Consider the following 14898-nt stretch of genomic DNA (forward strand, 5'->3'; position numbering starts at 1 on the left):
GAAAACAGAGTTATATTTCGCGTTTTTTTTATCAATTGATCTTAGTTTAATTTAGATGCAAAAGTAAACTCATAACTTGGCAACAAATCAGGATGGAAAATTTTTATATAATCTTTTAAGACTAAATCTGGACGACTCGGCGCTAATTCATAATAAACAGTTCCGCCTGTTGCTCCAAATTTGCCTTCGAATGTATACACATTTTTATTTTTAAAAGCATCAAACTGACTGTAATGCGGATTTGTTTTCGCTATTTCATCTAAGCTTTTAAAAGATCCTGAAGCGATCCAAAAATCAGCTGTTTTAGCTTTTACTAATATCTTTTCAAATGACAAACCTTCACTTCCAGTTCCTTTTAAATCTGACCATAAATAATTGGCGTGAGCATCTTTCATAAACTGAGCAACCCAGCTGTTTCCTTTGGCAACATACCAAACATCTTCGTACATCGAACCATACAAAACTGTTGAAGATGCAGGTTTATCTGCCACCAATTTTTTAGCTTGATTATAGCTTTCCACAATTTTATCAAACAATTCTTTGGCTTTTTCTTCTTTACCAAACAAAGCTCCGTACAACTTAATCCATTCTGCTTTTCCAAGTGGAGACTGTTCCATCCAATCCGCTTGAATAAAAACATTTAGACCGCTTTTCTTTAAATTATCCAACATCGGATTATTGTTGTCTACTCCAAACGTTACGATCAAATTTGGTGCTAATTCGATTAACTGTTCAATATTTAATTTTTCATTTTGACCTACATTTTTTACCGAACCTTTATCAATTAAAGCTCTTGTTTTTTCTGATGAAACATAATCTGTGTGTGGAAAACCAACCAGTTTATTTTCGACCTCAAGCATTTCTAAAAATGGTACATTAGTAGTTGACGTAACCACAATTGACTCTAAAGGCACTTTTATAGTTGTGTAAGTTTCCAAACTATCCGGAACCTTTGCATCTTTTTCTTTTAAAATGTATTTGAAATTTTTATTGGCATTAGGCCACGGTTCCATAACCGTAACAACTGAATATCCATCATATTTAATGATCGAAAGCCCTGAAGCAAACTCAATACTATTTTTTGCACTTTCAGATTTTGCAACCTCAACTGTTTCAGACTTCTTACATCCTGTAAGGATAAAAAAAGAGAAAATAAAAATTAACTTAGGGAATAAATATTTCATGTTTTACGTTTTGGATAGGAACAAAGGTAAACCATTTTCTATTTTTTTTGTTTATTTTTATTCCTACAAAATTCAACAAACTGTATCTTTACACTATGAATACCACAAAAACAAAAGTTTGCTCAAGCTGTGAAACTCAATTCAGCTGTGGAGATATTTCGGTTGAAAACAAATGCTGGTGCAATGATTTTCCGCCTATTTTCAATCTTTCTGAAGGAGGCGATTGTCTATGTCCAGTTTGTTTTAAAGAAGCATGCGAAGATAAAATCGACGCTTACATTGAAACACTGACTCCTGAAAGAGCACTTAAAAATAAAGCTGCAACCCTGCCTAAAACAGAAAACCTAATTGAAGGTATCGATTATTATATCGAAGATGGCAATTATGTTTTCAAGACTTGGTTTCATCTCAAAAGAGGAAGTTGTTGTGGAAATGACTGTCGACATTGCCCTTATTAATTGTTAATTATAAATTGTTAATTATGAAAGAAAATATTGTAAAAAACAAAACTTTTGACTTTGCAATCAGAGTAGTTAAACTATATCAATATTTAAGTAATGACAAAAAGGAATTTATACTTTCTAAACAACTTATAAGATCTGGAACAAGCATTGGTGCGATGGTACGTGAAGCTGAACATGCAGAAAGTAAAAGTGATTTCATTCATAAATTCGCAATTGCACAAAAAGAAGCTAATGAAACAATTTATTGGTTAGAATTATTAAAATCGACTAATTTTCTAAATGAAAAAGAGTTTGAAAATATTTCTAGTGATGCAATAGAAATTTTAAAATTAATAACAAGCATTATTAAAACCACTAAAAATCAAATCAACTCCAAACAATCACAAAAATTAACAACTAACTAATTAACAATTCATAATTAACATTTTATAATTAACTAATGATTTACTTGATTACCGGCGGCGAACGCTCAGGAAAAAGCGGATATGCCCAATCTCTAGCTTTACAACTTACAAACAATCCGATCTATGTAGCTACGGCCAGAAAATGGGATTCTGATTTTCAAAATCGGATAGACCGTCATCAAAAGGATCGTGATGAGCGATGGACAAATATTGAAGAAGAAAAATACTTAAGTAAAATTGATTTTTCTGGTAAAGTTGCTCTAATTGACTGTGTAACACTTTGGCTTACCAACTTTTTTGTAGACCATAAAAACAATGTCGATTTAAGTTTAGAAGAAGCTAAAAAAGAATTTCTTTTGTTAGCCGAACAAAAAAATACATCGATTATTATTGTAACAAACGAGATTGGAATGGGCGTTCATGCTTCTACCGAAATTGGACGAAAATTTACTGAACTGCAAGGCTGGATGAATCAATTTTTGGCTTCAAAAGCTGATGAAGTTGTTTTAATGGTTTCGGGAATTCCTGTAAAAATCAAAGGATAAAATTCTAATCCTAAAAAGGGAATTCCAAAATTAAAATTCCAAATTCCAACACTATATCCTACCTTTACTTATATATTCAAATTTCAGTCGCAATGGAATTTGGACTTTAAAAACTGGAATTAAAAAATGAGCTATTTAGATGATATTTTAAAATCACGCCGTGATACAAGGCATTTTACAACAGACGAAGTTCCCGATGAAGTAATTCAGAAAGCTTTGCAAGCTGGACATTGGGCACCTTCTGTTGGGCTGACCGACGCGACAAGATATTATATCATAAAATCTAAAGAAGTTAAAACCGCAGTAAAAGAGCTTTTTTTAGATTATAATAAAAAAGCCGAAGAACTAACTGATAATCCCGAGCAAAAAGAACTTTACAGATCCTTAAAATTAGAAGCAATTGAAGAGGCTCCTCTAGGACTTATTATTGCTTACGATCGTTCTGTTCTTAATCAGTTTACGATTGGAACAATTGGAAGTAACGAAGCGGTAAAATTCAGCTCAGTTTGTGCAGCTCAAAACATTTGGCTTTCGCTTACTGAACAAGGCTATGGAATGGGCTGGGTTTCGATTATCAATTATTATCAATTTAAAAAAATTCTTGACTTACCAGATAATATCGAACCGCTTGGGTATTTCTGTATTGGAAAACCCGCAACAAATTATAATAATCAGCCAATGTTACAGCAATTACATTGGAAACAAAAATCTGAAGCTCCATTTTGTACTGAAATCGACAAAATACAGAAATCAAATTTTCTTGATTTAGATTTAAAACAACAAAATAGCACTGAGATCAAAACAGATTTCAGCGCACTCCTTCAAGATAAAATAGATTCAAAAACAAAACCTATAGGCGCTTTAGGAACTTTAGAAACCTTAGCTTTTCAAATGGCAACCGTTTTTGAAACCTTAAATCCAAAAATAATAAATCCAAATATAGTAGTTTTTGCCGCTGATCACGGCATTGCAAATCATGGCGTTAGTGCTTACCCGCAAGATGTTACCCGCCAAATGGTTACTAATTTTCTGGAAGGCGGAGCCGCAATCAATGTTTTCTGCAGTCAGAATAATATTGATTTATCTATCGTAGATTCAGGTGTAAACTATGATTTCCCAACGAATGCAAAATTGATAAATGCTAAAATTGCAAAAGGAACTCAATCTTTTCTTCATGTTCCAGCAATGAGTGAAACCGAAGTGCAATTGTGCCTTGAAAAAGGAAAATCGGTTGTTGATGCGATCGCCAAAACAGGTTCAAACTGTATTGGTTTTGGTGAAATGGGAATTGGGAATACTTCGACAGCATCTGTATTAATGAGCCTTTTAACTAATTTACCAATTGAAGAGTGTGTTGGAAAGGGAACTGGTGTTGAAGACGAAAAGCTAATTCAAAAACAAAATTTGCTCAAAAGTGCCATTCAGAATTATTCTGGTCAAGCCGATTTAAAACAGCAACTGGCATATTTTGGCGGTTTTGAAATTTTACAAATTGCCGGCGGAATGCTCGCAGCTTATGAAAACAAAATGCTCATTCTAGTTGATGGCTTTATTTGCAGTACGGCTTTTTTAATTGCTTCAAAAATAAATCCTGACATCAAACATAATGCTGTTTTCTGCCATTGCTCTGCCGAAAAAGCACATATAAAATTACTAGATTACCTAAATGCAAAACCTGTTTTAAATCTAGATTTGCGCTTGGGCGAAGGAACCGGCTGCGCAGTCGCTTTTCCGATTTTAAAATCGGCGGAAGCATTTTTAAATGAAATGGCTAGTTTTGAAAGTGCAGGAGTCAGCCGCAAGTAAACTCCAAATAAAAATTTATTTTAAATGAAAAAAGAACTACACATCTTCTTCACCTGTTTGATGTTCTACACTAGAATTCCTTGTCCAAAAAACATCAATCATGATCCAGATTACTTAAATAAAGCAACGCGATATTTTCCATTTATCGGTTGGATTGTAGGAACAATTTCATTTGCTTTTTTCTATATTTTTTCTCTTTTCCTATCAACAGAAACGGCAGTTATTTTTGCCATCATAACTTCTGTATTAACAACTGGAGCTTTTCACGAAGATGGATTTGCTGATGTCTGCGATGGATTTGGCGGAGGATGGACTAAAGAAAAAATCCTCATGATTATGAAAGACAGCGCAATTGGAGCTTATGGAGCAATTGGATTAGTTTTACTTTTTTTAGCAAAATTTAAATTGCTGACAGAATCAATTTCACTTTTTACAAACAGTAATTCTTATTTATTAGTTTTTTTATTATTTATTTCCGCTCATTCTATAAGTCGTTTAGCCGCAATTAGTATTATTTTCACGCATGAATATTCTCGAGACGATGCTTCAAGCAAAAGTAAACCGATTGCTAAAAAGCATAGCTGGAAAGAAATTTTCGGATCTTTTTTCTTCGGATTGATTCCTTTGCTGGCACTCTCCTATTTCAATTCTAAATTTCTTTTAGCTTTAATTCCTGTTTTTATTATGCGTTATTTTCTCGCTAGATATTTCCAAAAATGGATCGACGGCTATACAGGAGACTGTCTTGGCGCAACACAGCAAGTTTGTGAAGTTGTTTATTACTTAAGCTTTCTTTTGATATGGAAATTTATTTAGTTCGTCATACTGAAACGGTCTGTGAGAAAGGAATCTGTTACGGGCAATCTGATGTTGATATTGCTGCTCCTTTTGAAATGATATTCGAAAACATTGTTTCACAACTACCTTCAGAAGCTCTCATTTTTACAAGTCCGTTAAAACGCTGTGTTACTTTAGCAAAATACATTCAAGCAAAAACCAAAGCAATTTCATATCAAGAAGACGAGCGTTTAATGGAAATGAATTTTGGCGATTGGGAATTGAAAAACTGGAATGAAATTCCACCAGAACAATTAAATCCATGGATGAAAGATTTTGTAAATATTAAAGTTCAAAATGGAGAATCGTTTGCTGTATTACACGAAAGAGTTGCAGACTTTATAACAGCACTTATCTCAAAAAAAATAAAATCTCCAATCGTTATTACAGCACATGCCGGTGTAATCAGAAGTATTTTATGTCACCAGACTTCACTGCCGTTAAAGGATGCTTTTCAAAACAAAGTAGACTTTGGACAGGTTATAAAAATCGAATTATAAAGTCCTTTTGTTTGCATTTTAATCTGAAAAGCAAAACAAATTTGAATTATCATTATTTTTAACTTTATATTTGCAGCAAATTAAGGTTGTGTTTTATTATTAACACATTAAAAGGGAATCAAGTAAAAATTCTTGAGCTGTACCCGCAACTGTAAGCTTTGTTCTGAAAAGAATGCTTGTTGTAAACTACAAAACCACTGTTCGCCACGGCGAATGGGAAGGTAAACAACAAGACGCAAGCCAGGAGACCTGCCTTTGTAACAAATATCGAGCTCTCGGGAAAAAGAGTGTAGAAATTATGACTTTAAAAATACGCTTTGCTTGTCTTTTCTTATTGTTGTGCCAGAGTATTTTGGCGCAAAAAGATTCTATTAATAACCTGAAAGAAGTTCTGGTTTCTGATGCTAATCTTAAAAAATACTCCAATTCTCAATCCGTTTTAAAACTTAATGATTCCATTATAAGTAAAAATGAAGCTTTACTTACTGATTTGTTAAATTTTAATTCAACTCTTTACTTTAAAGAATATGGCCGCGGAATGCTTTCTACGGTTTCTTTTCGAGGAACTACTTCTTCGCAGACTGCAGTAATCTGGAACGGAATTAACATTAATTCTCAAATGAACGGAAGCACTGATTTCAACACAATTTCAGGTTCTGATTATAATTCTGTCAGTGTAAAAGCAGGCGGCGGAAGTGTTATTTATGGCAGCGGTGCAATTGGAGGAACTGTGCATTTAAATAATGACATGAGTTTTTATAAGCGTTTTGAGAATAATTTAAGATTAGACTACGGCAGTTTCAACACGATTGGAATCAATTATAAAACCAATATTTCTAACGAAAAATGGAGCGCTCAAATTGGTTTTTCGAAAAACAGCTCAACAAACGATTATAAGTATTTAAATCGATATACTTGGAGAGGTGAACAACGCTGGAACCAAAACGGACAATACGACGTTATTACAATGAATGCTAATGTGGGATATAAAATTAATGCCAAAAACAGCTTAAAATTATACACTCAGACTTCAAACACAGATAGAAATACTTCTTTAATTACTGAAACAGAAACTAAAAGTAAGTATGTTAATGGTTTCAACAGAAACTTATTAGAATACGATGGTAATTTTGGAAAACTTACTGCGAATTTCAAAACGGCATATATTTTTGAAAACTATCAGTATTATGCTGATAATTCAAAAAATCAATATACATACGGAAAAACGGAGAGTTTTATTTCTAAAGCTGATTTGGGTTACACTTTGTTTAAGTCGACTCAGATAAACGGAATCGTAGATTATAACAGAACAAAAGGTTACGGAAGCGGTTTTGGAGATAACACTAGAGAAATTGGTTCGGCTGCTTTACTTATAAAACAAGATTTTTCGACTGACTGGAAGAATGAATTTGGTATTCGAAAAGAATTTACAGACAATTACAAATCTCCTGTTTTATTCAATCTTGGATCTTCTTATCAGTTTAACAAATTGTACAATTTAAAACTGAATTTATCTCGAAACTTCAGAATCCCAACTTTCAATGATTTATACTGGGAACAAGGCGGGAATCCTGATTTAAAGCCAGAAAGCTCTTATCAGGCAGAAATTGGAAACGTTTTTACTTTTAAAAACATTTCGTTGACACAGACTTTTTATTACATCAAAATTAAAGATTTGCTGCAATGGGTTCCGGGTTCAAATGGTATTTGGACACCTCAAAATAGAGATAAGGTTAATAGTTATGGTGCCGAAACTTTGTTGAGTTGGAAAAAACAGTATGGCAAAAATATCTTTGGTGCAAATGCTTCTTATGCTTACACTGCTTCTAAAGACGAAGAAACTAAAAAACAGCTTTTCTTTGTTCCTTTTAATAAAGTGACAGGTTCCGTTTCTTATTCTAGAAATAGAATCTCTGCTTATTATCAATTTTTATATAACGGATTTGTTTACACTAGAGCAGATAACAATCCAGACGAAATCATAAAAGATTATACCTTATCCAATATTGGAATCGATTATGATTTTAAATTTCTTGACTCCTTCAAACTTGGCATTCAGGTATTGAATATTTTCAACGAAAATTATGAAAGTCTTGAGGACAGACCTATGCCGGGTCGAAATTTCAACATGTATTTAACTTTAAAATTTTAATAATTATGAAACTTAGTAAATTACTTTTAATAGCACTTGGTGTTTCCTTATTTGTGTCTTGTTCTAATGACGATGATGACCAGCCAAAAGGAGAATACGACAACGGATTTTTCATTTTAAATGAAGGAAGTACAGGACAAGGGACGGTTTCTTTTTCTAGTGATAATTTTAGTCTTTTTACAAAAGATGCTTACACTGCAGCAAATGGATCAGATTTACTTGGAAAATACGCTCAAAACATTTTCTTTAACGGAGACAGAGCTTACATCATTGCTGGTGGTTCAAATGTTATAAATGTAGTAAACAGATATACTTTTAAATTAATCGCTAAAATCGACAGCGGACTTGCTAATCCAAGATATGGTGTTGTAAAAGACGGAAAAGCTTACGTTACTAATGCAAATACTTACTCGTACATTAATGCTGCCACTGGCGATACTGATGATTACGTTGCTGTAATTGATTTAGCGACAAACAAGGTAGAATCAAAAATCGAATTGAATGCTACTGCAAACAGACTTATTCTTGAAAATGGTAAATTGTACATTACTGAACCAGATGCGAGCGATAAACTTTTGATTGTTAATATTGCAACTAAAACTGTAGAAGCTCCAATAACAATTGGAACGAGCGCTGATTCAATTGAAGAGGAAAATGGTATTCTATACATATTAAGAGCACCTTGGGGTGGAGCAAGCAGCGAAATTGTAAAAGTAAAATTAGCAGACAAATCTGTTTCTAAACTTCCATTCCCTGCAAGTTTAGAAAAAGCTGGATATTTAGATATTTCTGATGACAAAATTTATTATACAGTAAAAAATTCTGTTTTTGTTATAAACACTTCTGCAACTGCAGTTTCTTCAACTCCAATTTTCAATGCTCCTTCAGTTGCTAACTTATACGGTTTTGCAGTTAAAGACGGAAAAGTTTACTTGGCAGACAGCGGTAACTACAAAGTAGACAGTAAAGCATACATCTATAACTTGACTGGAACTTTACTAAAAGAATTAACAGTTGGTATTGCACCAAATGGTTTCTATTTTAATGATTAATTCTTTTAGAATTTGTTATTAGTTTTTGGAAAAAAAATAGGCTTTCATCTCTGAAAGCCTATTTTTTTTACTTCTATTTTAAAGTCCTCATAAATTCTTTTGGAACATTCTCTAAATACATTTCATTTCGAAGTCCATTTATTTTTTTAGAATTGCTGATTTCAGGTAAATCGAAACTGTCGTCGGTTTGGATCTTCTTAGCTGTTGCTCCTGTTATTTTTGAAATCACTAGATTTAACAACGGCTCCGTTTTATCTCCTAATATCCCCAAATGAGTACCTGGCTCATCCTTTATAACAACCTTTTCATTTAAAGGAAAGGTTGGTGATAATCCTTGTGTATAATCTCCAAAATCAGCGGCATTAGCAATTTTAAAAACCAACGGCTGCATAGCATATCTATGATTTGGATTCACCTTTGTCTTTGTTAAAGTTGGAGAATCATAAACCGTAAACGAACCCACATTTTTACCTGTAGTAATTTCGCCTACCTGAACAACTTCAATATATGGTTTTAGTCCGTTTATAACCAATTCGCTTGCAGATGCTGTATTTGCTGTGGTGATAATAAATACTCTCGCTAAGTTTAAACTATTTATTGCTGCACCATCAATACTTTTTACAAATCTTTCATTCAATAGCTCTAAATCATCGGCTGTCATACCGGCCATCAACTTAAAATTATATTGTCTTTTCGAAAATATTTTCCCTTCAAACTGTCCGGTAATCATGCTGGCTAAACGTGTAGAAGATCTTACAGAACCTCCGCCGTTATATCTTAAATCTAAAACCAGATCCGTAATTCCTTTTAAGTCGCCAAAAGCCTGGTTTAACTTGGCATCATATCCTGCATAAAATCCATTATACATTAAATATCCTATCTTGTGTTCTCCAGATTCAATCACTTTATTAATAAGAATAGGATTTTCTTCTAAAGTTGTTTTAGACAAGGAAACCGTTTTTCCATTCAATACAAATGCCGATCCGCTAAAATCAGCTAGATCTAACGTATAATTATCATTACTTAATAAAGATTGATAATTTGAAATCGTAAGTTTAGTTCCGTTTATACTCGTAAACAAATCTCCTCTTTTAATATCTTTAGTCGATGCATTAGAATTAGGAATAACATAACGAACATAGCCCACTAAATCATTAGATCCCTGAGCAATTCTAGTAAGTTTAAAATCTAAACCATTATTTTTTGAAATTCCGTTAAGCTCCTGTTCTAAAACTGTATAATCATCAACAATCCAGCTAAAACGATCAATTGCATTACCATTTGGGTATTTGCTTATTGGTTTATTCAACAAATCCTGAAATAAATCTTCCGGTCTTGAATAACCCGCTAAATAATTTTCTAAGTCCGCTTTTGTCGCAAAACGATCATCGGCTAAATTTGGCACATCAGCCTGCCACAAATAAACTTCATTCAATCCTCTCCATACAAAATCATTAACTTGTAAATGAGACGGAGACATAACATCGTCCTGATCTTCACAAGATTGCAAAGAAAATGCAAGCATACACAAGAGAAGTGCTGATCTTAGAATTGTTTTCATAAAATTTGGTTTCGGCATCATTATAAAATACTAACGTAAAAATACTATCTTTAGTTTTAAGTAGTATTCTTTTTTTATAAAAAAAATACAAAGTCTTTGTAACAAAAATAATCGTGTCTCGTCTTGACTATATAAGCTAACGAATAACCTTTAATTTATGAACCAGAATGTGTTTATAGAATTAGTAAATCCTTTTAAAGACAAAGTTTTTCGTCTGGCAAAACGATTGCTTACCAGCACCGAAGAAGCAGAAGATGCTGCTCAGGAGGTAATGGTTAAATTATGGAATAAAAAAGACGATTTAAGTGCTTATAATAATGTTGAAGCATTGGCAATGACAATGACTAAAAATTATTGTCTTGATCAGTTAAAATCAAAAAGAGCCGGAAATCTAAAAATTGTTCATAATAATTTTACCGATCGTGAGCCGCAATTGGATAAAAAACTGGAAGATTCAGACAGTTTAGAGTGGGTTGAAAAAATAGTAAACCAACTCCCTGAACAATTGCAAATATTACTTCAATTGCGAGATGTCGAGCAATATGAATTTGATGAAATTGCAAAAATTGTCAATATGAATGAAACAGCGATTCGAGTAGCACTTTCAAGAGCAAGAAAAAAAATTAGAGAAGCAATGATTAACACACACAGTTATGGAATCAGATAAAATAGAATATATATTAGAAAAATACTTCGAGGGAGAAACAACTATTGCCGAAGAAAATCAATTAAAAGAATATTTTTCATCATCAAATGTTGCGCAGCATTTGGAGCAATACAAACCGCTTTTTGGTTATTTCTCTCAAGTAAAACAGCAAAAATCGACGCAGGAAATTCCACTACAAACTAAAAAACGAAATGTGGCGTGGTTATCGATTGCTGCTTCGGCTGTTGTTTTACTCGGAATTGGAGCTTATTTTTTGGTAAGTGAAAAAAATGCAGCTCCAGTGGTTGCAGCACAATCAGAATTAGGAACCTATGATAATCCGGAAGAAGCGCTGAAAGCGACTCAAAAAGCTTTGGCACTATTATCAAACAATGTTAATGTAGGTATCGAAAGTGTACAATACATTAATGAATACGAGCAATCAAAAAACAAAATCTTTAAACAGTAATTAAATTCAATCAAAAATGAAAAATCTTATCATAACACTAGTATTCGCCTTTGTAACAAATGTATTTTATGCTCAAGGCGCTTTTGACAAATTTGATGGTCAGGACGATGTCACTTCAGTAATCGTAAACAAAAAAATGTTCGATTTAATGAGCAAAGTAAAAGCTGACCCAACTGACAAACAAACACAACAATACATTAATCTGATTAAAAAATTAGATTATTTGAAAGTGTTTACAACAAAAAATCCAAAAATCGAAGCTGATATGAAAGCTTCTGCTGATAAATATATTAAAACAGCTGGTTTAGAAGAACTAATGAGAGTAAATGACAGCGGTAAAAATGTACGCATAATGGTAAAATCAGGTGCCAGCGATACACAAATTAAAGAGCTGCTAATGTTTGTTGACGGTGCAAAAAATGACGAAACTGTCTTACTTTCTCTAACTGGGAATTTTGACTTAAACGAGATTTCAGTACTTACAGACAAAATGCAGCTTCCAGGCGGTTCTGACTTAAAAAAAGCCTCTAAAAGCAAAAAATAATTGCAAAATCACCAGTAGTAAAAAGTTTGTGCAAACGAACATTTAACAATCAAAAGGTGATAACATACATGACCTATAAAAAATAAATTCAACATAGATGAAACTCAATGTTTTTACCTCAGCCCTTTTAGTTTTATTGACTTTAGTAAGTTGTAATTCTGAACCTTCATTGCAAAAATATTTTGTACAAAACACAGACAATAAAGATTTTATTGCTCTCGATGTTTCCTCTAATATTTTAAATTTAGACAAAGCAAAATTATCTGCTCAGCAAAACGAAGCTCTAAAATCATTTAACAAAATGAACATTCTAGCTTTTAAAGCAAATGACAAGAACCAAGCTCAATTCGAAACTGAAAGAGCAAAAGTCAAAGCTATTTTAAAAGATCCAAAATACCAACAGCTGATGACGTTTGGTTCTGGTAAAGACGGCGCTTCTATAAGCTATGTGGGCACGGATGAAAACATTGAAGAGTTTGTTGTTTTTGCTAATCGAAAAGAAAATGGTTTTGCAGTAGTTCGTGTTTTAGGAAAAAACATGAATCCAAACAATATAATGACTTTAATGACCGTTCTAAAACAATCAAATATTGATTTGGAACAGCTAAAACCTTTACAGCAGCTGGTTAAATAACAACTACATCTTACTTTAAAAATAAAAAGCTCCATTACGGAGCTTTTTTATTTTTAACAATTAAGAAGATAAAACTGAATAATCTTTAGATTCTTTTTCGTATATATTATACGAATTTAATTACATTTGCCTTTAACCAATACATTTAATAAATTAAAACAAACATGGTACAAAAAACATCAGTTGCCTTTATAGCGGCATCGTGGGTAGCTCTTGGAGCTGGAACAATTGGATTTATAGTTGGGCTTGCAAGAGCTGAAATGCTTTTAAACGAGAAAGGATATTACTTTACTGTATTAATGTTTGGTCTATTCGGAGTAGTTTCATTACAAAAAAGCGTTAGAGATAGACTAGAAAATCTTCCTGTTACAAATATGTATTACGGTATATGCTGGTTTGGAACGCTTTTATCAATTGCTTTATTGACCATCGGATTAGTAAATGCGACTATCTTACCAAGCGAAAAAGGTTTTTATGCTTTTGCTTTTCTACTTGCTTTATTCGGTGCCATTTCCGTACAAAAGAATACAAGAGACAATATGTCGTACGAAAAAAGCGAATAACAAAAAATAATCAAAACAAAAAAGCTCCAATTTTATTGGAGCTTTTTTGTTTTGATGCAGCTCAGAAAAGGTTTTAGAATATTTAGGTATATTTGATAAGCATCACACTATCCTAAACCAACACCAAAATCAACATGAAATCAATTCTTCCATACCTCTTTCTTATTCTGACCTTGTTTAAAACAGATATTTATGGTCAGAAAAAAATCAATGATAATTTCAAAAAAGAGACTATTATAAAAATTGACACCTTGTTAAATGAAAACTATGTATTTCCTGATCAGGCGCAAGCAATAGGCAGACATTTAAAAAAGAAACTAAAAGAAGGAGCCTTCAAAAAGTATGAAATCATAGACTCTTTTGCAATTGCTTTGACAAAAGAAATCAGGTTTGTAAATAACGACAAACATTTAGGAATATGGCCTGCATTTGTTCCTAAAAAGCAAAATGAATCATTAAGTAATGATTATCAACTTTACTTAAAAAATTACACTGATACCCGAAAACAAGCAAATGGATTTAAAGAGACAAAAATAATAGATGGAAATATCGGTTATCTCGACATCAGCTTTTTTCTTTCAGAAACCGATAAGACAATTGATTCCTATATGAATCTTTTATCAAACACAGATGCTGTTATTATCGATTTAAGAAATAATGGCGGCGGCAACCCTAGAACAGTAAATTATTTGTGCAGTTATTTTCTTAAAAATCAATTATTGATCAATACTCTATATTTTAGAAAAGGAAATCGAAGTGACAAAATTTTCACTCGTGAGGTCAACGGAAAAAAAATGATTGACGTTCCTTTGTTTATACTTATAAGTTCAAAAACTTTTTCTGGAGCTGAGGAATTTAGTTATGACATGCAGACTCAAAAAAGAGCAATACTAGTTGGTGAAACTTCTGGCGGTGCTGCTAATCCAGGAGAAGTTTTCAAAATAAATAATGACTTAGAAATTTTTATACCAACAGGAACAGGCATCAATCCGATAACAAATACAAACTGGGAAGGAATTGGAGTTATTCCGGAAATTAAAACCTCTCCAGAAAAAGCTTATGATAAAGCCGTAGAATTAGCAAGAGAATCAGCACAAGAATATCGCAGTAAAAAAAATTCAGAATCAAAACTTTTATATGAAAAATTACAAAGTATTATTGACAAAAACGCCCAATTATCAGCAGTAGAAAACAAAGACTCTGACATAGAACAACAAATAATTGAGATTTTTAAAACGGGAAATTCACTAAATTTATTCAGCGAGAATGATATCAACTTTTTTGGCTCGCAAAACATCAAAAAAAATCCTTTAATTGCTGAACTGATTTTAAAAAGTAATATTATTATTTTTCCAAAATCACCTATTGCCTACCTTAATTATGCTGATATGCTTGAAATAAACGGTAAAAAAGATTTAGCTTTAACTCACTTTGCAAAAGCTATTGCTTTAGCAGAAGAACAAAAAGCCCCCTATCTTGAAGGTTTAAAAATGAGATATGAAAAAGCAAAGAATACTAAATAACAAAAAGCTCCAAT

16 protein-coding genes and 1 riboswitch are annotated in these 14898 nt (G+C 32.5%); of the genes, 14 read left to right on the forward strand and 2 right to left on the reverse strand.

All coding sequences use genetic code 11. The features are described 5' to 3' along the window. Positions 1-41 precede the first annotated feature (41 nt). Positions 42-1184, reverse strand: coding sequence for an ABC transporter substrate-binding protein (locus NLG42_RS00445; RefSeq protein ID WP_089057291.1), 1143 nt, complete (start codon positions 1182-1184; stop codon positions 42-44). Between the two features lie 95 nt (positions 1185-1279). On the opposite strand from NLG42_RS00445, the gene NLG42_RS00450 reads away from it, so the two are divergent. From NLG42_RS00450 to NLG42_RS00485, 8 genes are all read left to right on the forward strand, one after another. After that, on the forward strand, positions 1280-1642 hold the full coding sequence (locus NLG42_RS00450; protein ID WP_089057292.1) for a DUF5522 domain-containing protein: 363 nt from the start codon (positions 1280-1282) through the stop codon (positions 1640-1642). Positions 1643-1665: 23 nt separating this feature from the next. Next, entirely contained in the window at positions 1666-2052 is a 387-nt protein-coding gene (locus NLG42_RS00455; RefSeq protein WP_257682710.1) for a four helix bundle protein, read from the forward strand. Positions 2053-2087: 35 nt separating this feature from the next. Next, the gene (cobU, locus tag NLG42_RS00460) at positions 2088-2597 is read left to right on the forward strand and encodes a bifunctional adenosylcobinamide kinase/adenosylcobinamide-phosphate guanylyltransferase (protein ID WP_257682711.1); all 510 of its coding nucleotides are present in this window, start codon (positions 2088-2090) and stop codon (positions 2595-2597) included. Positions 2598-2723: 126 nt separating this feature from the next. Further along, positions 2724-4403 carry a nicotinate-nucleotide--dimethylbenzimidazole phosphoribosyltransferase gene (gene cobT, locus NLG42_RS00465; RefSeq protein WP_257682712.1) on the forward strand — a complete coding sequence of 560 codons (1680 nt, stop codon included), beginning with the start codon at positions 2724-2726 and terminating at the stop codon, positions 4401-4403. Positions 4404-4427: 24 nt separating this feature from the next. Continuing rightward, positions 4428-5219 (forward strand): adenosylcobinamide-GDP ribazoletransferase, encoded by a 792-nt coding sequence (locus NLG42_RS00470; protein WP_257682713.1) that lies wholly within the window; start codon positions 4428-4430, stop codon positions 5217-5219. After that, complete coding sequence (gene cobC / locus NLG42_RS00475) at positions 5204-5740, forward strand: alpha-ribazole phosphatase (RefSeq protein ID WP_257682714.1); 537 nt, start codon at positions 5204-5206, stop codon at positions 5738-5740. The genes NLG42_RS00470 and cobC overlap by 16 nt, the downstream gene beginning before the upstream one ends. 66 nt (positions 5741-5806) lie before the next feature. Next, positions 5807-6011: riboswitch (cobalamin riboswitch) on the forward strand. Positions 6012-6038: 27 nt separating this feature from the next. Next, entirely contained in the window at positions 6039-7892 is a 1854-nt protein-coding gene (locus NLG42_RS00480; RefSeq protein ID WP_257682715.1) for a TonB-dependent receptor plug domain-containing protein, read from the forward strand. Positions 7893-7897: 5 nt separating this feature from the next. Then, positions 7898-8944: a YncE family protein gene (locus NLG42_RS00485; protein ID WP_089058329.1), complete on the forward strand. Its 1047-nt coding sequence runs from the start codon at positions 7898-7900 to the stop codon at positions 8942-8944. A gap of 73 nt (positions 8945-9017) precedes the next feature. Here the strand turns inward: NLG42_RS00485 and NLG42_RS00490 are convergent, their stop codons facing one another. After that, positions 9018-10505, reverse strand: a complete 1488-nt coding sequence (locus tag NLG42_RS00490) for a S41 family peptidase (protein ID WP_257682716.1) — start codon at positions 10503-10505, stop codon at positions 9018-9020. Positions 10506-10662: 157 nt separating this feature from the next. Between NLG42_RS00490 and NLG42_RS00495 the strand changes: the two genes are divergently transcribed. The 6 genes from NLG42_RS00495 to NLG42_RS00520 all read left to right on the forward strand — a co-directional run bounded on the left by NLG42_RS00495 (position 10663) and on the right by NLG42_RS00520 (position 14884). Beyond that, entirely contained in the window at positions 10663-11172 is a 510-nt protein-coding gene (locus NLG42_RS00495; RefSeq protein ID WP_257682717.1) for an RNA polymerase sigma factor, read from the forward strand. Further along, positions 11159-11620 carry a hypothetical protein gene (locus NLG42_RS00500; RefSeq protein ID WP_257682718.1) on the forward strand — a complete coding sequence of 154 codons (462 nt, stop codon included), beginning with the start codon at positions 11159-11161 and terminating at the stop codon, positions 11618-11620. The genes NLG42_RS00495 and NLG42_RS00500 overlap by 14 nt, the downstream gene beginning before the upstream one ends. A gap of 16 nt (positions 11621-11636) precedes the next feature. Continuing rightward, a complete protein-coding gene (locus NLG42_RS00505) occupies positions 11637-12164 on the forward strand; it encodes a DUF4252 domain-containing protein (protein WP_089058332.1) in 528 nt (175 codons plus the stop codon). Between the two features lie 97 nt (positions 12165-12261). Continuing rightward, positions 12262-12798, forward strand: a complete 537-nt coding sequence (locus tag NLG42_RS00510; protein WP_257682719.1) for a DUF4252 domain-containing protein — start codon at positions 12262-12264, stop codon at positions 12796-12798. 164 nt (positions 12799-12962) lie between these two features. Further along, on the forward strand, positions 12963-13361 hold the full coding sequence (gene yiaA / locus NLG42_RS00515) for an inner membrane protein YiaA (protein ID WP_089058334.1): 399 nt from the start codon (positions 12963-12965) through the stop codon (positions 13359-13361). A 134-nt stretch (positions 13362-13495) separates the two neighbouring features. Continuing rightward, the gene (locus tag NLG42_RS00520) at positions 13496-14884 is read left to right on the forward strand and encodes a S41 family peptidase (protein ID WP_257682720.1); all 1389 of its coding nucleotides are present in this window, start codon (positions 13496-13498) and stop codon (positions 14882-14884) included. The last annotated feature ends 14 nt before the right edge of the window (positions 14885-14898 follow it).

The organism is Flavobacterium plurextorum (assembly GCF_024638035.1).
GTDB classification, from domain to species: Bacteria; Bacteroidota; Bacteroidia; order Flavobacteriales; family Flavobacteriaceae; genus Flavobacterium; species Flavobacterium plurextorum.